The 20,837-nt window shown below is 58.0% G+C and carries 18 protein-coding genes; 12 read left to right on the forward strand and 6 right to left on the reverse strand.

Annotation, left to right across the window (positions count from 1 at the left end; genetic code table 11):
• Positions 1-141 precede the first annotated feature (141 nt).
• Positions 142-1,212, forward strand: coding sequence for a patatin-like phospholipase family protein (locus C3406_RS16070; protein ID WP_103823173.1), 1,071 nt, complete (start codon positions 142-144; stop codon positions 1,210-1,212).
• Positions 1,209-1,991, forward strand: coding sequence for a TatD family hydrolase (locus C3406_RS16075; protein ID WP_103823174.1), 783 nt, complete (start codon positions 1,209-1,211; stop codon positions 1,989-1,991). Before C3406_RS16070 ends, C3406_RS16075 begins: the two co-directional genes overlap by 4 nt.
• Here C3406_RS16075 and C3406_RS16080 read toward each other — a convergent pair.
• Positions 1,986-2,846, reverse strand: coding sequence for a YjjW family glycine radical enzyme activase (locus C3406_RS16080; protein ID WP_103823175.1), 861 nt, complete (start codon positions 2,844-2,846; stop codon positions 1,986-1,988). The two genes, C3406_RS16075 and C3406_RS16080, sit on opposite strands and share 6 nt — an antisense overlap.
• Positions 2,818-4,368, reverse strand: a complete 1,551-nt coding sequence (locus C3406_RS16085) for a YjjI family glycine radical enzyme (protein WP_103823176.1) — start codon at positions 4,366-4,368, stop codon at positions 2,818-2,820. The genes C3406_RS16080 and C3406_RS16085 overlap by 29 nt, the downstream gene beginning before the upstream one ends.
• 261 nt (positions 4,369-4,629) lie before the next feature.
• On the opposite strand from C3406_RS16085, the gene deoC reads away from it, so the two are divergent.
• The 5 genes from deoC to yjjJ all read left to right on the forward strand — a co-directional run bounded on the left by deoC (position 4,630) and on the right by yjjJ (position 10,421).
• Entirely contained in the window at positions 4,630-5,409 is a 780-nt protein-coding gene (deoC, locus tag C3406_RS16090) for a deoxyribose-phosphate aldolase (protein WP_168192000.1), read from the forward strand.
• A gap of 124 nt (positions 5,410-5,533) precedes the next feature.
• Entirely contained in the window at positions 5,534-6,856 is a 1,323-nt protein-coding gene (gene deoA / locus C3406_RS16095) for a thymidine phosphorylase (protein ID WP_103823177.1), read from the forward strand.
• A 50-nt stretch (positions 6,857-6,906) separates the two neighbouring features.
• On the forward strand, positions 6,907-8,130 hold the full coding sequence (deoB, locus tag C3406_RS16100) for a phosphopentomutase (protein WP_103823178.1): 1,224 nt from the start codon (positions 6,907-6,909) through the stop codon (positions 8,128-8,130).
• Between the two features lie 105 nt (positions 8,131-8,235).
• A complete protein-coding gene (deoD, locus tag C3406_RS16110) occupies positions 8,236-8,958 on the forward strand; it encodes a purine-nucleoside phosphorylase (RefSeq protein ID WP_103823179.1) in 723 nt (240 codons plus the stop codon).
• Between the two features lie 134 nt (positions 8,959-9,092).
• Positions 9,093-10,421 carry a type II toxin-antitoxin system HipA family toxin YjjJ gene (gene yjjJ / locus C3406_RS16115; RefSeq protein WP_103823180.1) on the forward strand — a complete coding sequence of 443 codons (1,329 nt, stop codon included), beginning with the start codon at positions 9,093-9,095 and terminating at the stop codon, positions 10,419-10,421.
• Between the two features lie 69 nt (positions 10,422-10,490).
• On the opposite strand, the gene lplA is transcribed toward yjjJ, so the two are convergent.
• The gene (lplA, locus tag C3406_RS16120; protein WP_103823181.1) at positions 10,491-11,507 is read right to left on the reverse strand and encodes a lipoate--protein ligase; all 1,017 of its coding nucleotides are present in this window, start codon (positions 11,505-11,507) and stop codon (positions 10,491-10,493) included.
• Positions 11,508-11,542: 35 nt separating this feature from the next.
• Positions 11,543-12,190 carry a YtjB family periplasmic protein gene (locus C3406_RS16125; RefSeq protein WP_103178181.1) on the reverse strand — a complete coding sequence of 216 codons (648 nt, stop codon included), beginning with the start codon at positions 12,188-12,190 and terminating at the stop codon, positions 11,543-11,545.
• 122 nt (positions 12,191-12,312) lie between these two features.
• Between C3406_RS16125 and serB the strand changes: the two genes are divergently transcribed.
• Genes serB through nadR form a run of 3 tightly spaced genes read left to right on the forward strand, consistent with a single transcriptional unit; the run spans position 12,313 to position 15,946 of the window.
• Complete coding sequence (serB, locus tag C3406_RS16135) at positions 12,313-13,281, forward strand: phosphoserine phosphatase (protein WP_103823182.1); 969 nt, start codon at positions 12,313-12,315, stop codon at positions 13,279-13,281.
• Between the two features lie 11 nt (positions 13,282-13,292).
• Positions 13,293-14,678, forward strand: a complete 1,386-nt coding sequence (gene radA / locus C3406_RS16140) for a DNA repair protein RadA (RefSeq protein ID WP_103823183.1) — start codon at positions 13,293-13,295, stop codon at positions 14,676-14,678.
• A gap of 35 nt (positions 14,679-14,713) precedes the next feature.
• Positions 14,714-15,946 (forward strand): multifunctional transcriptional regulator/nicotinamide-nucleotide adenylyltransferase/ribosylnicotinamide kinase NadR, encoded by a 1,233-nt coding sequence (gene nadR, locus C3406_RS16145; protein WP_103178184.1) that lies wholly within the window; start codon positions 14,714-14,716, stop codon positions 15,944-15,946.
• A 107-nt stretch (positions 15,947-16,053) separates the two neighbouring features.
• Here the strand turns inward: nadR and ettA are convergent, their stop codons facing one another.
• Entirely contained in the window at positions 16,054-17,721 is a 1,668-nt protein-coding gene (gene ettA / locus C3406_RS16150; protein ID WP_103178185.1) for an energy-dependent translational throttle protein EttA, read from the reverse strand.
• Between the two features lie 220 nt (positions 17,722-17,941).
• On the opposite strand from ettA, the gene sltY reads away from it, so the two are divergent.
• Together sltY and trpR are read left to right on the forward strand one after the other, a co-directional pair.
• On the forward strand, positions 17,942-19,879 hold the full coding sequence (gene sltY / locus C3406_RS16160; RefSeq protein ID WP_103823184.1) for a murein transglycosylase: 1,938 nt from the start codon (positions 17,942-17,944) through the stop codon (positions 19,877-19,879).
• 55 nt (positions 19,880-19,934) lie between these two features.
• Positions 19,935-20,261, forward strand: coding sequence for a trp operon repressor (gene trpR / locus C3406_RS16165; RefSeq protein WP_103178187.1), 327 nt, complete (start codon positions 19,935-19,937; stop codon positions 20,259-20,261).
• A gap of 60 nt (positions 20,262-20,321) precedes the next feature.
• Here the strand turns inward: trpR and yjjX are convergent, their stop codons facing one another.
• Complete coding sequence (gene yjjX / locus C3406_RS16170) at positions 20,322-20,837, reverse strand: inosine/xanthosine triphosphatase (protein WP_103823322.1); 516 nt, start codon at positions 20,835-20,837, stop codon at positions 20,322-20,324.

Genomic DNA, 20,837 nt, shown 5'->3' on the forward strand with positions numbered 1-20,837 from the left:
TAACCGTATGTTGATGAAAAGGCCCATGTTAAGCATGGGCCTTTTTCTTTGGCTGACGTTTTCGCATACATCCTGTTTGGGAAACCCGCCGGTGTAGGCTACTGTGTAGTGACATAACAAATAAAAAACAGGAAAGCAGAGGTGGGGCAGCGAATTCCGGTTACGCTCGGCAATATTGCGCCGTTAGCACTGAAACCCTTTCGGCCAGGCCAGATTGCGTTGGTTTGCGAAGGCGGGGGGCAACGAGGGATCTTCACGGCTGGCGTGCTGGATGAGTTTATGCGTGCGCAATTTAACCCGTTTGATCTCTATTTTGGTACCTCCGCCGGGGCGCAAAACCTCTCGGCGTATGTCTGTAACCAGCCGGGTTACGCCCGCAAAGTGATCATGCGTTACACCACCTCCCGCGACTTCTTCGATCCGTTGCGCTTTGTGCGCGGGGGAAATCTTATCGATCTCGACTGGCTGCTGGATGCTACCGCAAGCAAAATGCCGCTGGCGATGGACAACGCCTCGCGCCTGTTCGATACCGGCAAAGCCTTCTGGATGTGCGCCTGCCGCGGAGATGACTACTCGGCGAGCTATTTTTCGCCGCAAAAAGAGAACTGGCTCGATATTCTTCGCGCCACCAGCGCCATCCCCGGTTTCTACCGGACGGGGGCGCTGCTGGATGGGATCTGCTATCTCGATGGCGGTGTCAGCGATGCGGTTCCGGTGCAGGAAGCGGCCCGGCGCGGGGCGAACACCATTGTGGTGATACGCACCGTGCCCTCGCAGATGTACTATACGCCGCAGTGGTTTAAGCGAATGGAACGCTGGCTGGGTGAAAGCAGTCTGCAACCGATGCTCAATCTGGTGTCGCACCATGAGGCGAGCTATCACGCCATCCAGCAGTTTATTGAAAAGCCACCGGGTAAACTCAGGATCTTTGAAATCTATCCGCCAAAGCCGCTCAACAGCATGGCGCTGGGCAGCCGCGTACCGGCCCTGCGGGACGATTACAAAACCGGGCGTCTATGCGGACGCTATTTCCTGGCGACGGTGGGCAAAATGCTGGCCGAGCGTCCACCGCTTCGCCGTCATCAGCGGATCATCGCCCCTGCTACGGTGGTGGTTCCCCCGGCAAGCGTGGCCAATGATGTTGTTGCCACACCCCTGATCGATGCCCCGCAGGCGAACGACACTCTGTTTGATAATGAGGATCTGGCGTGACTTATCGTTTTATTGATACCCATTGCCACTTTGATTTTTCACCCTTCACCGGCGATGAGCCCGCCAGCATCCAGCGTGCCGCCGGGGCGGGCGTTATGGCGATCGTGGTGCCAGCCATTGATGCGGCGAGTATCGATCGCGTGCTGGATCTCGGCGCGCGCTTCCCGGCGCTCTATATGGCGCTGGGTCTTCATCCGATTGTGATCGAAAACCATCAGGATGCCGATCTGGAAAAGCTGGAGGCGGCGCTCGCGGCACGTCCGGAAAGGCTGGTGGCGGTGGGGGAGATCGGCCTCGATCTCTATCGCGAGGATCCTCACTTCGAGCGGCAGGAGGCGATCCTCGATGCGCAGCTCAAGCTGGCGAAACGCTACGATCTGCCGGTGATCCTCCACTCCCGGCGCACCCATGACAAGCTGGCGATGCACCTTAAGCGCCACAATCTGCCGCGTACCGGGGTGGTACACGGCTTTGCCGGCAGCCTGCAGCAGGCGCAGCGCTTTGTGGCGTTGGGCTATAACATTGGCGTCGGCGGCACCATTACCTATCCCCGGGCCAACAAAACCCGTGGGGTAATGGCGCAGCTTCCCCTCTCCGCGCTGGTGCTGGAAACCGATGCCCCGGATATGCCGCTCAACGGTTTTCAGGGGCAGCCGAACCGCCCGGAGCAGGCGGCAAGGGTCTTTACCACCCTGTGTGAACTGCGCCCGGAGCCCGCGGAGGAGATCGCCCAGGCGCTGCTGGACAATACCCGCGCGCTGTTCGGCCTGTCGTTATAGATAAAGCGCCGGGCGGATCACGCTGATCTGCTCGCGCTCCAGCAGCTGCGCCAGGGGCTCAACATCCTCAGCCGTTGCGCTGCGCCAGTGCCGGGCTTCGCCATAGGAGCCATGCGCGTGAAAGGCGTTGATCCTGACAGGAACATTCCCCAACTGGCGGATAAATTTGATCAGTTCGCGACGGTGCGTCAGGTAATCACACCGATCCGGGATCACCAGCAGGCGCAGCTCGCTCAGCCTTTTGTGCGCCGCCAGCCAGCGGATGCTGTGCTTGATGAGAGGGTTTTCGCGTCCGGTCAGATAGCTGTGGTGTTCATTACCCCAGGCTTTGAGATCCAGCATCGCGCCATCAAACACCGGGAGCAGTTTTTGCCAGCCGGTTTCGCTTAGGAGGCCGTTGCTGTCCACAAGGCAGGTCAGATGCTGTAGCTGCGGATCGGCTTTTAGCGTCGAAAACAGCGCCACCAGAAACGGCAGTTGAGTGGTGGCTTCCCCGCCGCTAACGGTAATGCCGGAGATAAACGGCGCGACCTTGCGGATCTGCGCCACCATCTCCTCCACACTATAGCGCTGCGCCATAGGCGTCGCCTGCTGCGGGCACATTTGCAGGCAGGTGTCGCACTGCTGGCAATGTGCCTCATCCCACCAGACGCGCCCGGCCTGAACGTTCAGCGCCTCATGCGGGCAGTGCGGCACACAGGCGGCGCAGTCGTTGCAACGTCCTATTGTCCACGGGTTGTGGCAGGTTTTGCAGCGCAGGTTACACCCTTGCAGAAACAGGGCCAGGCGGCTGCCGGGCCCGTCAACGCAGGAGAACGGGATAACCTTACTGACTAAAGCGCATCTGTTGTTCATGGCTTATCACGCGCGGCTGGCGCTCCAGAATGCGGGTGTTGCGGGCGGCCTCTTCTCCCAGCCAGGTGGTGTTGGTGCGGGAACCTTCGGCGCGATATTTTTCCAGATCGGACAGCCGCACCATATAGCCCGTCACGCGAACCAGATCGTTGCCCGACACGTTGGCGGTGAATTCACGCATTCCGGCGCGGAAGGCACCCAGACAGAGTTCCACCACCGCCTGCGGATTGCGTTTTACGGTTTCATCCAGCGTCAGGATGTCGCTGATCCCGGCGTGATAATGCCGGTGATGCGGGGCCACCGCCAGCAGGTGGCTGATAGGATCGGGCTCGTCCCCATACGGCAGGCGCGCGCCCGGCGTGGTGTCGACGTCAGAGCTGATCCCCGACTGGGCATGCAGCATGGCGCGTTTTTTCCAGCCATGTTTAACCGGGGTCGTTTCCACGAACGCCGCCAGCTGTTCGCTGATGCGATATCCCAGCGCATTGGCCTGGTCATCCTGGCCGTAGCGCCCGCTGATCCCGGCCTTTTCACACAGCACGTTCACCGCCTCAGCGAGGCCATACATACCGAACATCGGCACAAAGTTGTCGGGATCGATCAGCCCTTCTTTAACCAGGAAGCTATTCTCAAAGAAGCCGGAACGTTGGTACAGGAAGTCGCAGCGCGCATTGATAATGGCTATCTGCTGCTGGCAGTAGTGCGGCAGAGTGCGGGTAAAGAACGCCTCCACCGTCTCGCTCTGTTCGGCGATGGCTTTCAGATTGAGGCGCACCAGGGTGCTGCCTCCACCCGCCAGCGGCAGCGAGTTGTAACAGCTGACCACGCCGTAGCCCTTTTTTGTGAAAATTTTATCATTCACCGGACCGTTGGCAATGTGCGGCTTGCTGCATTCGCAGATGTTCTTCGCCACCTCCAGCAGCAGCGAATCCGGTGTGATGTCAGGATCATAAATAAAGGTGAGGTTGGGTGAAACCTGCTTAAGCTCTGCATCGGCGCGTAAGATGGCGCGCGTGATAGGCCCCTCTGCCGGGCCGATATTGGCATGGACGAAGGCATCCGGCAGGGTGCGATCGAGGTAGCGCCAGAAACGTTTTATTCGAATATCGATTTCTTCTTGTGTTAGAATTTTAACATACGGCTGCAACAGCGTATCGAGATGGCCGAGAAAGACCGGCATGCCGGTGACGGAGGGAACATGGTGATAAAGGATGGTCAGCAGCGACAGCGCATCATCCAGATCCTGAGCGCCCTCCAGCTCCAGCCACGCCGAACCCTGTTTCAGGAACAGCGCATAGTCGGGCAACACGTAGCGCGGTTTGTAAGGCGCATGGCCTTCAAACATATCGCAGATAAATCCCCCGGCCAGCGCCAGGCGCGCATCGTTATCCAGCGCGGGATAAGGCAGGTTGTTTTCCGCCTCCAGCGCCAGAAAATGGCGTTTTTGTTCGGGGCTTAACATCGGGCTTGTCACAATTTTCTGGCAACGTTGTTGCAGGGCGGCGGGTGTGGAGAGGGACATTGTCGCTTCCTTATTGTTCTGCATGGACAGAGGAAGAGTGTAAAAAGAGTCCCACCGGCTGCCTTTGATCTTGCGCGGGTGCCTGACGCTTTAATCCGCAGTTGCAGCTTAATTATTTGAAGTTGATCGCATTACAGTAATGCAAATTTGTATGCATTTTTCATTAACTGTGATGAATGTCGAAGTGAGAATGCGGGTGAATGTTAGAATACTTACAGACCCGCAAGGTGAAATTTTACGGCTATACGCCCGGAGAATGTTATGACCGATTTAACCGCCAGCAGCCTGCGCGCACTGAAACTGATGGATCTGACCACCCTGAATGATGACGACACCAACGAAAAAGTGATCGCGCTGTGTCATCAGGCGAAAACCCCGGTGGGCACCACCGCGGCTGTCTGTATCTACCCACGTTTCATTCCCATCGCGCGTAAAACCCTGAAAGAGCAGGGTACGCCGGAGGTGCGTATCGCCACCGTGACGAACTTCCCGCACGGCAACGACGACATCGAGATCGCGCTGGCAGAAACCCGCGCCGCCATTGCCTACGGCGCTGACGAAGTGGACGTGGTCTTCCCGTACCGCGCGCTGATCGCGGGTAACGAGCAGGTCGGTTTCGATCTGGTGAAAGCCTGTAAAGAAGCCTGCGCCGCGGCAAACGTACTGCTGAAAGTGATCATCGAAACTGGCGAACTGAAAGAAGAGGCGCTGATTCGCAAAGCGTCTGAAATCTCCATCAAAGCCGGGGCAGACTTTATTAAAACCTCCACCGGTAAAGTGCCGGTCAACGCCACCCCGGAAAGCGCACGCATCATGATGGAAGTGATCCGCGATATGGGCGTGGAAAAAACCGTGGGCTTCAAACCGGCGGGCGGCGTGCGTACCGCAGAAGATGCGCAGCAGTTCCTGGCGATCGCCGATGAGCTGTTCGGTGCCGACTGGGCCGATGCTCGTCACTACCGTTTTGGCGCATCCAGCCTGCTGGCGAGCTTGCTGAAAGCGCTGGGTCACGGCGACGGTAAGAGCGCAAGCAGCTACTAATAGCACTACTCGTTGTAAGCCGGATAAGGCGTAGCCGCCCTCCGGCGTTATTCCGCTTCGCCGGGTGGCGCTACGCTTACCCGGCCTACGGTTAGCCTTCGACTCACTTCCTCAGGGGGTTATTTTGTTTCTCGCACAAGAAATTATTCGTAAAAAACGTGATGGTCATGCGTTAAGCGACGAAGAGATCCGCTTTTTTATCAACGGCATTCGCGACAATACCATCTCTGAAGGGCAGATTGCCGCCCTGGCGATGACCATTTTCTTCCACGATATGGCGATGCCGGAGCGCGTATCGCTGACCATGGCGATGCGGGATTCAGGAACCGTTCTGGACTGGAAGAGCCTTAACCTCAATGGCCCAATCGTGGATAAACACTCCACCGGCGGCGTGGGTGACGTCACCTCGCTGATGCTGGGGCCAATGGTCGCTGCCTGCGGCGGCTACATTCCTATGATTTCCGGGCGCGGCCTCGGTCATACCGGCGGCACGCTCGACAAACTGGAAGCCATCCCGGGCTTCGATATCTTCCCGGATGACAACCGCTTCCGCGACATTATTAAAGATGTGGGTGTGGCGATTATCGGCCAGACCAGCTCTCTTGCTCCGGCGGATAAGCGTTTTTACGCCACGCGTGACATTACCGCGACCGTCGACTCCATCCCGCTAATCACCGCCTCGATCCTCGCCAAGAAGCTGGCCGAAGGGCTGGATGCGCTGGTGATGGACGTCAAAGTGGGCAGCGGCGCCTTTATGCCGACTTATGAACTCTCTGCCCAGCTTGCCGAAGCGATTGTTGGCGTGGCTAACGGTGCAGGGGTGCGCACCACCGCGCTGCTTACCGATATGAACCAGGTGCTGGCCTCCAGCGCGGGTAACGCGGTCGAAGTCCGCGAAGCGGTGCAGTTCCTGACCGGTGAGTACCGTAACCCGCGTCTGTTTGACGTCACCATGGCGCTCTGCGTCGAGATGCTGCTCTCCGGTAACCTGGCGAAAGATGACGCCGAAGCCCGCGCGAAGTTGCAGGCGGTGCTGGACAACGGCAAAGCGGCGGAGATCTTTGGCCGCATGGTTGCCGCCCAGAAAGGCCCGACCGACTTCGTGGAAAACTACGCCAAATACCTGCCTACTGCGATGCTCAGCAAAGCGGTCTACGCGGATACCGAAGGCTTTGTCTCGGCGATGGATACCCGTGCGCTGGGTATGGCGGTGGTCTCGATGGGCGGCGGTCGTCGTCAGGCCTCGGACAGCATTGATTGCAGCGTCGGCTTTACCGATATGGCCCGTCTGGGTGACAGCGTTGACGGTCAACGTCCGCTGGCGGTGATCCACGCGAAAGATGAAAACAGCTGGCAGGAGGCGGCGAAAGCGGTGAAAGCGGCCATTACCCTGGCAGATAATGCCCCAGAAAGCTCGCCTTCGGTCTATCGTCGTATTACCGAATAGCGGTATACTGATCTGATCGCTTTTTTATAAGCACTGAGTACGGAGAACATATGAAACGTGCATTTATTATGGTGCTGGACTCTTTCGGCATCGGCGCTACAGAAGATGCTGGTCGCTTTGGTGACACAGGTGCAGACACCATGGGTCACATCGCAGAAGCCTGTGCAAAAGGCGAAGCGAACAACGGGCGTCAGGGCCCGCTGAATCTGCCAAACCTGACCCGTCTGGGTCTGGTTAAGGCCCACGAAGGTTCTACCGGCAAAATTGCCGCCGGTATGGACGCTAACGCGGAAGTGGTGGGCGCGTACGCCTGGGCGCACGAGCTCTCTTCCGGGAAAGACACCCCGTCAGGTCACTGGGAAATCGCCGGTGTGCCGGTTCTGTTTGACTGGGGCTATTTCTCCGATCACGAAAACAGCTTCCCTCAGGAGCTGCTGGATAAACTGGTTGAGCGTGCGAACCTGCCGGGTTACCTCGGCAACTGCCACTCTTCCGGTACCGTCATTCTGGATCAGCTCGGCGAAGAGCACATGAAAACCGGGAAGCCGATTTTCTACACCTCCGCTGACTCCGTGTTCCAGATTGCCTGCCACGAAGAGACCTTTGGTCTGGATCGCCTGTACGAGCTGTGCGAAATCGCTCGAGAAGAGCTGACCGAAGGCGGCTACAACATTGGCCGCGTGATCGCGCGTCCGTTTGTGGGTGACAAGCCTGGCAACTTCCAGCGTACCGGTAACCGTCACGACCTGGCCGTTGAACCGCCAGCGCCGACCGTACTGCAGAAACTGGTTGATGAGAAAGGGGGCCAGGTGGTCTCTGTCGGTAAGATCGCCGATATCTACGCTAACTGCGGCATCACCAAAAAAGTGAAAGCCACTGGTCTGGACGCGCTGTTTGACGCTACCGTCAAAGAGATGAAAGAGGCGGGTGATAACACCATCGTCTTTACCAACTTCGTGGACTTCGACTCCTCCTGGGGCCACCGTCGCGACGTGGCTGGCTATGCTGCCGGTCTGGAGCTGTTCGACCGCCGTCTGCCGGAGCTGATGGAGCTGGTGGGTGAAGATGACATTCTGATCCTGACCGCCGACCACGGCTGCGACCCAACCTGGACCGGTACCGACCACACCCGCGAGCACATTCCGGTGCTGGTGTACGGCCCAAAAGTGAAACCAGGCTCTCTGGGCCATCGCGAAACTTTCGCGGATATCGGCCAGACGATTGCGAAATACTTTGGTACGTCTGACATGGAATATGGCAAAGCCATGTTCTGATGACGCTGCCCGGCGGCGCGTGGCTTGCCGGGCCTACGTTTTTTGTAGGCCGGGTAAGGCGCAGCCGTCGCCCGGCAAAACAACATACTAATAAGGGAACTGAAGATGGCAACTCCTCACATTAATGCAGAGATGGGTGATTTCGCTGACGTCGTATTGATGCCGGGCGACCCGCTGCGCGCGAAGCACATCGCCGAAACCTTCCTCGAAGAGGTGCGTGAAGTGAACAACGTTCGCGGCATGCTGGGCTTCACCGGTACCTACAAAGGTCGCAAAATTTCCGTCATGGGTCACGGCATGGGTATCCCATCCTGCTCCATCTACACCAAAGAACTGATCACCGATTTTGGCGTGAAGAAAATCATCCGCGTCGGCTCCTGCGGCGCCGTGCGTATGGACGTTAAGCTGCGTGACATCGTGATCGGCATGGGCGCCTGCACCGACTCCAAAGTTAACCGCATGCGTTTCAAAGATCATGACTTCGCGGCCATCGCCGACTTTGACATGGTGCGCAACGCCGTTGACGCCGCCAAAGCGCTGGGCGTGGACGCGCGCGTGGGTAACATCTTCTCTGCGGACCTCTTCTACGCGCCAGACGGCGGCGAGATGTTCGACGTGATGGAAAAATATGGCATCCTGGGCGTGGAGATGGAAGCGGCGGGTATCTACGGTGTGGCGGCTGAGTTCGGTGCGAAAGCCCTGACCATCTGCACCGTGTCTGACCACATCCGTACTCACGAGCAGACCACTGCCGCTGAGCGTCAGACCACCTTCAACGACATGATCAAGATCGCGCTGGAATCCGTTCTGCTGGGCGATAAAGAGTAAGATTTCCTTCGGGGGCGTTCTGCCCCCTTTTTTATCTATTCACCTTTTACATCCTGCTTCCCCATTTTTCTTTACATTTCATCTAAATATGCTATGAAGTTTATTCAAGTATCTATTCATAAAACCATTCACTGATGACGACGATAAGTGATTTGCTGCTACAGGGCCCATGCAGAGCGCCTGAGCTTCGCCAGCATCTGGGCATCAGCCAGGCGACATTTTCGCGTCTGGTGGCTACCCAGCAACAGGTGATCCAGTTTGGGAAAGCGCGCGCCACGCGCTACGCCCTGCTGCGACCTGTGCGGGGTATCAGCGTATTTCCTTTCTGGCAAGTGAATGCTCAGGGCCGGGCCATTAAAGGCGGGGAGATTTACCCCACCTGGCCGCAGGGAAGCTGCCTTGTGCTTCAGGCTGATGGGCAATGGCAATGGTTTGATAGTCTTCCCTGGTACCTGACCGACCTTCGCCCGCAAGGTTTTTTAGGACGGGCGTGGGGTCGCCGCCTGGCACAGCAATTCTCGCTGCCGGAAGATATTCGTCTCTGGCAGGAAAGCGATGTGCTTTATGCCCTTAGCCAGTTTTCTGGTGAGCATTCCGGCGGTTGGCTGGTGGGTGAGGAGAACTACCAACGTTGGCTCTGTGCAACCCCTCCGCAGCCCATTACCGACGTTCAAAAAAACCGGGTCTATGCGCAGCTATCTCAGGAGGCGTTGGCAGGGGAGATCGTAGGTTCTTCTGCGGGTGGGGAACAACCCAAGTTCTCCTGCTTTGCCCAAACGGCAACAGGTGACGCGCATGTGCTGGTCAAGTTTACTGCGTCACAAAGTAGCGCAGTCTCTGTACGATGGGGCGATCTGCTGTTTGCCGAGGCTATCGCGCACAGCACACTTACCCGGGCAGGGCTCGCGGCAAGCGATGCCATCGCGCTACAAGGGGAAAGCGGCCAGGTTTTTCTTGAGGCTAAACGCTTTGACTGCGAAGGCGTAACGGGCAGACGCGCCATCGTCTCCCTTGAGGCGGTACAAAGTGAATTTGTCACCGCGAGCGGAGCATGGTCGCACACGGTTGAGAAGCTCGTGCAGGCTGGCATCGTAGAGGCAACCGCTGCGGGACAGGTCGAAAAAATATGGGCGTTTGGGCGCCTTATCGCTAACAGCGATATGCACGCGGGGAACCTCTCTTTTTACTATTCCGCGTTCCCGTTATCCCTTGCCCCGGTTTATGACATGTTGCCCATGGCGTTTGCGCCTTCCAGTGCAGGTATGATGCGGGAAGAGGCGTGCGAGTTGCGTTTCGATAGCACAATATCGCGCCAGGCATGGGAATTTGCCCTGCCACTGGCGGCACAATTCTGGCAGCAGGTGATGGATGAAAAACGGATAAGTGAAAATTTCCGCACAATCGCCGCGGGAATGAAAACGCGGTTAAGCGATATTGCGGTAATGGTCCAGAGAATGGCGTGAATGTTCTGCCGGGTGGTGGCTTCGCCTTACCCGGCCTACGGTTACAGGCCCGCGCAAGCGGGCTTTTTGTTACCGTACCGCCCGCGCAATCCATGCCGACAGTTCCCGCAACTCTTTTTCCTGTTCCGGGAAATCGCCGATCAGGGCATCGCACTCTTGTTGCAGCCTATCCGCACGGTACAAACAGCCCTGCAGACGCGCCGCCAGCGCCTCTAGCGGCGCCGGGTTCAGGCTGTCGGTAAAGATCTGGGTACGCGAGATATGGCCCTTCTCGACGTCGAAGTGCAGCTCCACGCCGCCCCACGTAAAGCGCTCATCCAGCAGGTGCGAGAAGGCAGGCGCCTGACCGAAGTTCCACTCCCAGCTGCTCTGGCGGGCAAAGGTTTCGGCAAAGTTTGGCAGATCCGGCGTCTTGTCAGGTGAAATGAGTTCGGCTTCAACCCGCTCGCCGTAATGGGCAAAAAACGCCTCGCGGATAGCGTCGCAGATCCGCTCATGGGTGATGCCCGGCAGCAGATCCACCAGATTGGCAACCCGCCCGCGCACGGAGGTGATGCCCTTGGCCTGCAACTTTTTCTGGTCGGGATTGAGGTAGTTCGCCAGGCGGCTGAGATCGGCATTTAATAACAGGGTGCCGTGATGGAAACCCCGGTCCATCGTTTCGCGATAGGCCGAGCCGGAGACTTTCCGGTCACCTTCATCTGTTTTTACCACCAGGTCGTTGCGCCCGGAGGCTTCCGCCGTGGCCCCCAGCGCCTGCAGCGCGTTCAACACGATGTTGGTGGAGATGGTTTTGTCGTATTCTGGCTTTCCGGCCATAAAGGTAAAGCAGGTATTGCCGAGGTCGTGGAATACCGCGCCACCGCCGCTGCTGCGACGGGCCAGACGCACATTGTCCTCTTCCATGCGTCGCGTGTTGCACTCTTTCCACGGGTTTTGCGCCCGGCCAATGACCACCGTGTCGGCGTTGCGCCACAGGAACAACACGCGCTGCGTGGCGGGCATCTGGCGGAAGATGCACTCTTCTACCGCAAGGTTAAACCAGGGATCATATGAATCTGAGATAAGCAAACGCAATGTAGACATGCAGATTTCCTCTCCTGAAACGGTTATCGACTCAATCACTCGCTTTTCTTTTCGCTCTCTTCCTCTTCAGGCACCGATTTACTGGCGGTGAGCAGGAACGGCGACTGCTGCCAGCGGGTGCGTTTGCCCTGCAGCAGCGTGCGGGTCAGCACCACGCCGATCGCCAGCGACAACAGCAGCATCAGGCGCAGAATATTGGTGGTGTTATCCACCTGCTTGGCCTCGGTGGCCAGGGTATGGGTGTCGAGCGTCAAACGCAGATAGCCGAGCGGGCCGTTTTTACCCTGAATCGGCTCCACCAGCTGCTGGTTAAAGTAGCCGCCCGCTTTTTTACCATCCAGCGCCAGCCTGTCGCGCACGTCGACATGCTCGCCGGAGCGGGCAATCAGGGCCCCTTCTTCATCGTAAACGCTGGCATCCAGGATGCGGCTCTCTTCCGTCAGGAGATGCAGCACCTGGGTGATGCGCTTTTCATCCGGCGTTTCGGTGCGCATCAGCGGGGCGATGTTGAGCGACACCTGACGCGCAAGGGTGTGCGCCAGCTCTTCAAGCTGCGGATTACGCTGCCGTTGATGATTCTGGCTGAACCACGATGCGCCCTGCATCAGCGCCACTAACAGGGCGAGACAGGAGAGGACAATCACGGCACGATGAAGCCGGAATTTCAGTTTTGCACGAGCCATATTCCACCTGCTGAAAATTTTCGGGGTTAATGTTGCCAGAAGTGATGGTTACAAGGTAGCCTCATGCGTTATTTTCCCTCCCCTGGATGATTCCCGGCGCGAACGATTTTACAGGAGCTTTAATGCCAAACATTACCTGGTGCGACCTGCCCAATGATGTCTCTCTCTGGCCAGGATTGCCGCTCTCATTAAGTGGTGATGAGGTAATGCCACTGGATTACCATGCTGGTCGTAGCGGCTGGCTGCTGTATGGACGCGGCCTGGATAAACAGCAGTTAACGACGTATCAGCGCAAGCTGGGCGCGGCAATGGTGATCGTGGCGGCCTGGTGTGTGGAAGATTATCAGGTGATTCGTCTGGCCGGTTCCCTGACCCAGCGTGCTACCCGTCTGGCGCATGATGCGGGTCTCGATGTCGCGCCATTGGGTAAAATCCCACACCTGAAAACGCCGGGCTTGCTAGTGATGGACATGGATTCAACCGCCATCCAGATCGAGTGCATCGACGAAATTGCTAAACTGGCGGGTACCGGCGAGATGGTGGCCGAAGTGACCGAACGCGCCATGCGTGGCGAACTGGACTTCACCGCCAGCCTGAAACAGCGCGTGGCGACCCTGAAAGATGCAGATGCAAATATCCTGATGCAGGTCCGGGAAAAGCTCCCCCTGATGCCGGGGCTGGTGCAGCTGGTGCTGAAGCTGGAAACCCTGGGCTGGAAAGTGGCCATCGCCTCCGGCGGGTTTACCTTCTTTGCTGAGTACCTGCGCGACAAACTGCGTCTGGATGCTGTGGTCGCCAACGAGCTGGAGATCCGCGACGGCAAACTGACCGGAAACGTGGTTGGCGATATCGTTGATGCCCAGTTCAAGGCCAACACCCTGACGCGTCTGGCGGAAAAATATGAGATCCCGGTTGCCCAGACGGTGGCCATTGGCGACGGGGCGAACGATCTGCCGATGATTAAAGTGGCCGGGCTTGGCATCGCCTACCATGCCAAACCGACCGTGAACGAAAAGACGGAAGTCACTATCCGTCATGCTGACCTGATGGGGGTGTTCTGCATTCTCTCTGGCAGCGTAAACCAGAAATAAAGAGGTAAAACGTGGCGAAAGCTCCAAAACGCGCATTTGTCTGTAATGAATGTGGTGCGGATTATCCGCGCTGGCAGGGGCAGTGCAGCGCCTGTCATGCCTGGAACACCATCACCGAAGTGCGCGGAGTTGCCGCTTCACCCACCGTTGCCCGTAACGAGCGCCTGAGCGGTTATGCGGGCAACGCAGGCGTATCGAAAGTCCAGAAGCTCTCCGACATCAGCCTTGAAGCCCTGCCGCGCTTCTCAACCGGTTTTAAAGAGTTTGACCGGGTGCTGGGCGGCGGCGTGGTGCCGGGCAGTGCCATTCTGATTGGCGGGAACCCGGGTGCCGGGAAATCGACCCTGCTGCTGCAAACCCTCTGCAAGCTGGCGGCGCAGATGAAAACACTCTACGTCACCGGGGAAGAGTCGCTGCAGCAGGTGGCGATGCGTGCCCACCGGCTAGGGCTGCCTACCAGCGAGCTGAATATGCTCTCCGAAACCAGCATCGAGCAGATCTGCATGATTGCTGAAGAAGAGCAGCCGAAGCTGATGGTGATCGACTCCATTCAGGTGATGCACATGGCCGATATCCAGTCGTCGCCGGGCAGCGTCGCCCAGGTGCGCGAAACCGCCGCCTATCTGACGCGCTTTGCGAAAACGCGCGGCGTGGCGATCATCATGGTCGGCCACGTTACCAAAGATGGCGCGCTGGCCGGTCCGAAAGTGCTGGAGCACTGTATCGACTGCTCCGTGATGCTGGATGGTGATGCCGATACCCGTTTCCGTACCCTGCGCAGCCATAAGAACCGCTTTGGCGCGGTGAATGAGCTGGGCGTCTTTGCCATGACCGAGCAGGGGCTTCGTGAAGTGAGCAACCCGTCCGCCATCTTCCTGAGCCGCGGCGACGAAGTGACCTCCGGCAGTTCGGTGATGGTGGTCTGGGAAGGGACGCGCCCGCTGCTGGTGGAGATCCAGGCTCTGGTCGATCACTCGATGATGGGCAATCCCCGTCGCGTGGCGGTGGGGCTGGAGCAAAACCGTCTGGCGATTTTGCTGGCGGTGCTGCACCGTCACGGCGGCCTGCAGATGGCGGATCAGGATGTGTTTGTGAACGTGGTCGGCGGCGTGAAGGTCACCGAAACCAGCGCCGACCTGGCACTGCTGCTGGCGATGGTCTCCAGCCTGCGTGACCGCCCGTTGCCGCAGGATCTGGTGGTCTTTGGCGAGGTCGGTCTGGCTGGCGAAATCCGCCCGGTACCGAGTGGTCAGGAGCGCATTTCCGAGGCGGCAAAACATGGCTTCCGCCGGGCGATTGTGCCCGCCGCCAACGTGCCGAAAAAAGTGCCGGAAGGGATGAAGGTCTTTGGGGTTAAAAAACTTGCTGATGCGTTAAATGTCTTTGACGACTTATAATTATCTATTCGATGTTGCAGGAGGCACCGTAATTTATGTCGTCATTTGACTATATCAAGACCGCGATCCGCCAGAAAGGCTGCACCTTGCAGCAGGTGGCGGAAGCCAGCGGTATGACCAAGGGCTATTTAAGCCAGCTGCTGAATGCCAAAATCAAAAGCCCCAGCGCGCAGAAGCTGGAAGCGCTGCACCGCTTTCTGGGGCTTGAGTTTCCACGTATGCAGAAGAACATCGGCGTGGTGTTCGGCAAGTTTTATCCGCTGCATACCGGGCATATCTACCTCATCCAGCGCGCCTGTAGCCAGGTGGACGAGCTGCACATCATCATGGGCTACGACGACAAGCGCGACCGCGAGCTGTTCGAAGCGAGCGCCATGTCCCAGCAGCCCACCGTCCCGGACCGCCTGCGCTGGCTGTTACAGACCTTCAAGTACCAGAAAAATATCCGCATTCATGCCTTTAACGAAGAGGGGATGGAGCCCTATCCCCACGGCTGGGATGTCTGGAGCAACGGCATAAAAGCCTTTATGGAAGAGAAAGGGATCCAGCCAAACTGGATCTACACCTCTGAAGAGTCTGACGCTTCGCAATATCCCGAACATCTGGGCACCGAAACGGTGCTGATCGACCCTAAACGCACCTTTATGAATATCAGTGGCGCCCAGATCCGCGAAAATCCGTTCCGCTACTGGGAGTACATCCCGACGGAAGTGAAGCCGTTCTTCGTGCGCACCGTGGCGATCCTCGGCGGTGAGTCCAGCGGTAAGTCCACGCTGGTCAACAAGCTGGCGAACATCTTCAACACCACCAGCGCCTGGGAGTATGGCCGGGATTATGTCTTCTCGCACCTCGGCGGCGACGAGATGGCGCTGCAATATTCCGACTACGACAAGATTGCGTTGGGGCATGCCCAGTACATTGATTTTGCAGTGAAATACGCCAATAAAGTGGCGTTTGTCGATACCGATTTCGTCACCACCCAGGCGTTCTGTAAAAAATATGAAGGGCGCGAGCACCCGTTTGTGCAGGCGCTGATCGACGAGTACCGCTTCGACTTAGTGATCCTGCTGGAGAACAACACCCCCTGGGTGGCGGACGGGATGCGCAGCCTGGGCAGTTCGGTGGACAGGAGAGAGTTCCAGACCATGCTGGTGGAGATGCTTGAAGCGAACAATATCGACTTTGTGCATGTGGAAGAGGCGGACTATGACAACCGATTCCTGCGCTGCGTGGAGCTGGTGAAAGAGATGATGGGCGAGAAGGGATAAGCCCTCTGCCGCTCTGCTTGCCCGGCCTACGTTTTTGTAGGCCGGGTAAGGCGAAGCCGCCACCCGGCACACATAAAAACGGCAACCCGTGGGTTGCCGTTTTGCATTTACTTGGCGATACGCTTGTACTTGATACGCTTTGGCTCCAGCGCGTCAGCGCCCAGCGTGCGTTTCTTGTACTCTTCGTATTCGGTGAAGTTACCTTCGAAGAACTCCACTTTACCTTCATCCTGGTAATCCAGAATGTGGGTCGCGATACGGTCGAGGAACCAACGGTCGTGGGAGATCACCATGGCGCAGCCCGGGAACTCCAGCAGGGCGTTTTCCAGCGCGCGCAGGGTTTCGATGTCGAGGTCGTTGGTCGGTTCATCGAGCAGCAGCATGTTACCGCCAACCTGCAGCAGTTTGGCCAGATGCAGACGACCACGCTCACCGCCGGACAGCTCGCCCACGCGTTTACCCTGATCAACCCCTTTAAAGTTAAAGCGGCCCACATAGGCACGGCTTGGCATTTCGGTGTTGCCGATACGCATGATATCCAGGCCGCCGGAAACTTCTTCCCAGACGGTTTTGCTGTTATCCATTGCGTCGCGGAACTGATCCACGGAGGCCAGCTTCACGGTTTCGCCGAGGGTGATGGTGCCGCTGTCAGGCTGTTCCTGACCGGACATCATGCGGAACAGGGTCGATTTACCCGCGCCGTTCGGGCCGATGATGCCCACGATCGCGCCTTTCGGTACCGAGAAGCTCAGATCGTCGATCAGCACGCGGTCGCCGTAGGATTTACGCAGGTTGCTGACTTCAACCACTTTGTCACCCAAACGGGCTCCAGGTGGAATAAACAGTTCGTTGGTTTCGTTACGTTTCTGGTATTCGGTGTTGTTCAGCTCTTCGAAGCGCGCCAGACGGGCTTTGCCCTTAGACTGACGGCCTTTAGTGCCCTGACGAACCCACTCCAGCTCTTTCTCAATGGATTTGCGACGGGCCGCTTCCTGAGAGGCTTCCTGCGCCAGACGCTGATCTTTCTGCTCCAGCCAGGAGGAATAGTTACCTTCCCACGGAATACCTTCCCCGCGGTCCAGCTCCAGGATCCAGCCGGCAACGTTATCGAGGAAGTAACGGTCGTGGGTGATCGCCACAACGGTCCCTTCGAAGTCATGCAGGAAGCGTTCCAGCCACGCCACAGATTCCGCATCCAGGTGGTTGGTTGGTTCGTCGAGCAGCAGCATGTCTGGCTTTTCCAGCAGCAGACGGCACAGTGCGACGCGGCGGCGCTCACCACCGGAGAGGTTGGCGATTTTTGCATCCCAGTCTGGCAGGCGCAGGGCATCGGCCGCACGCTCCAGCTGCACGTTCAGGTTATGGCCGTCGTGTGCCTGGATGATCTCTTCATATTTACCCTGCTGGGCCGCGAGCTTATCGAAGTCTGCATCCGGCTCTGCGTACTTCGCGTACACCTCGTCCAGACCTTTCAGCGCGTTAACCACTTCGGAAACGGCTTCTTCAACAGATTCGCGAACGGTGTGCTCCGGGTTCAGCTGCGGTTCCTGCGGCAGGTAACCGATTTTGAGGCCAGGCTGCGGACGGGCTTCACCTTCGATCTCTGTATCGATGCCCGCCATGATGCGCAGCAAGGTGGACTTACCGGCACCGTTGAGACCCAGCACACCAATTTTTGCGCCCGGGAAGAAGCTCAGCGAGATATTTTTAAGAATATGACGTTTCGGCGGTACCACTTTGCCGACACGATGCATGGTATAAACGAATTGAGCCACGTTGGACTTCGCCTCTTTTATCGTGATGAGAATAGTGGCGAAGTGTAGCCTTTTTCCCCGCCTAATCCCAGCCATCGACGGCAGGAGTGTTAAAACGCGCAAGAAAGGTAAAAATGTGTCGGTAACGTGGCGCGTTGCGGGATGCCTGGTTAGCATAAGTTAATTACATTTTTGCGCGGCACGATGCTGCATTTTATGACGATTAACAGAGGATGAGCGTGTGGTAAAAGCCAAACAAGTGGGCTGGCGACTGTTGGCTGCCAGCGTCTGCGTGCTGACCATCAGCAGCGCAGCGCGAGCCGATTCACTGGATGAACAACGTAACCGCTATGCCCAGATCAAACAGGCATGGGATCAGCGACAGATGGAGACGGTGCAGGCCTTGATGCCGACGCTGAAAGATTACCCGCTGTACCCCTATCTGGAATACCGCCAGCTCACCGACGACCTGATGAACCAGCCGACGATCACCGTCAAAAACTTTATTCAGGCCAACCCGACGCTGCCTCCGGCGCGGACCCTGCAGTCGCGCTTTGTCAACGAGCTGGCGCGTCGTGAAGACTGGCGCGGCCTGCTGGCCTTTAGCCCGGAGAAGCCGGGCACTACCGAAGCGCAGTGTAACTACTATTATGCAAAATGGGCGACAGGCCAGCAGGAAGAGGCCTGGAACGGCGCCAAAGAGCTATGGCTCACCGGGAAAAGCCAGCCGAACGCCTGCGACTCGCTGTTCGGCGCCTGGCGCGCCTCCGGCAAGCAGGATCCTTTAGCGTATCTGGAGCGCATCCGTCTGGCGATGAAAGCGGGCAACACCCGTCTGGTGACCGCGCTCGCCGGACAGATGCCACCGGAGTATCAGACCATTTCCAGCGCGCTGATCCAGCTGGCGAACGATCCGAAGACGGTGATGGACTTTGCCCGCACCACGGGTGCTACCGATTTTACCCGCCAGATGGCGGCAGTGGCGTTCACCAGCGTGGCGCGTGACGACGTGGAAAACGCCCGGCTGATGATCCCATCCCTTGCCCAGGCGCAGCAGCTCAATGAGGATCAGACCCAGGAGCTGCGCGATATTGTTGCGTGGCGACTGATGGGCAGCGATGTCACCGATGAACAGGCGCGCTGGCGCGATGACGCCATCATGCGTTCCCAGTCCACCTCGCTGGTGGAACGCCGTGTGCGCATGGCGTTGGGGAATGGCGATCGCCGCGGCCTGAACACCTGGCTTGCGCGTCTGCCGATGGAGGCGAAAGAGAAGGACGAGTGGCGCTACTGGCAGGCGGATCTTCTGCTGGAGCGGGGGCGTGAGGAGGAGGCGAAATCGATTCTGCACAGCCTGATGCAGCAGCGCGGTTTCTATCCGATGGTCGCGGCCCAGAGGCTCGGCGAGGAGTACATCTTAAAGATTGATAAAGCGCCATCCGGCGTCAACGCGGCCCTGGTAAATGGGCCGGAGATGGCGCGGGTGCGCGAGCTGATGTACTGGAATCTGGACAACACCGCCCGCAGCGAATGGGCGAACCTGGTTACCAGCCGCACGGTAGAGGAAAAAGCGCAACTGGCGCGCTATGCCTTTGATAATCACTGGTGGGATCTCAGCGTGCAGGCGACGATCGCTGGCAAGCTGTGGGATCATCTCGAGGAGCGTTTCCCGCTGGCCTATAACGATCTGTTCGAACGCTATACCCGCGGCAAAACTATCCCGCAGAGCTATGCGATGGCGATTGCCCGCCAGGAGAGCGCCTGGAACCCGAAAGTGCGCTCGCCGGTGGGGGCCAGCGGTCTGATGCAGGTGATGCCTGCCACCGCCGCCCATACGGTGAAGAAGTTTAATCTACCGGGCTATAGCAGCCCGTCGCAGCTGCTGGATCCGGAGACCAATATCAATATTGGCACCACCTATCTGCAGAGCGTCTACGATCAGTTCGGCGATAACCGCATCTTTGCCTCGGCGGCCTATAACGCCGGTCCGGGACGCGTGCGCACCTGGCTTGGCAACAGCGCCGGACGCATTGACGCGGTGGCGTTTGTCGAGAGCATTCCGTTCTCGGAAACCCGCGGCTATGTGAAAAACGTCCTGGCGTATGATGCTTACTATCGCTACTTCATGGGAGAGAAAGATACCCTGATGAGCGACAGTGAGTGGCAGCGACGTTACTGATCGGTGGGGTTATGTTATGCTTGTACTCGTTTAAGAGTACGAAAGGCGGCATAACATGACCCAGCATTCCCCTTATTCATCGGCGATGGCCGAGCAACGTCATCAGGAGTGGCTTCGTTTTGTGGAGCTGCTTCGTCAGTCTTATGAACAGGATCTGCATCTGCCGCTGCTGCAGCTGATGCTCACCCCCGACGAGCGCGAGGCGCTGGGCACGCGGGTGCGGATTATCGAAGAGTTACTGCGCGGTGAGATGAGCCAGCGCGAACTGAAAAGCGAGCTGGGGGCGGGGATCGCCACCATCACCCGCGGATCGAACAGCCTGAAATCGGCGCCGGTTGAATTGCGCCAGTGGCTGGAGCAGGTGCTGCTGAAAAACGCCTGATGGCGATGCGCTTATCAGGCCTACACAAGACGTGTGTACCGTAGGCCGGATAAGGCGTAATTACCTGTATATCGCGTTATGAAACGGGCTCAACGCCAGGATCACCGCCTGATGATAAACGCTTGAGCGCGTCAGCGCCCCGGCGGTAAAGACCCCAATCGCCCCCTCTTTGCGCCCAATCTCATCAATGCCGGTGTATTTCGACATCACCGGCCCAAGCGCTTCCCCTTCGCGCACTTTATCCAGGATGATCTCCGGAAGGGGCAGGGTAGCGGAACGGGCTTCGCCGCGCTGATCCCGGCTCTCGATAACCACCCAGCTAAAGGTTGCGCCTTCGTCAATGCCCGCTTCAATCGCCACCCAAAAGTCCGCATCTGGACAGGCGGCCTTCGCATTGGCTACGCGGTTCCGTGCGCCAGCGCGCGTTTCCTCGCTGCCGAATGGTTGTTCCGGGACGCCGCTCTCGACGCTGACGGATGTAATGTGGCAGGATCCTTCGCCGAAGATCTCGTCAAATGCCCTTAGAATTGCCTGAATTTTGGCAGGATTAGTGGTAGCAGAGACAACCTGGTGCAT

Origin of the sequence: Leclercia sp. LSNIH8 (genome assembly GCF_002920195.1) — a bacterium.
Lineage (GTDB): Bacteria > Pseudomonadota > Gammaproteobacteria > Enterobacterales > Enterobacteriaceae > Enterobacter.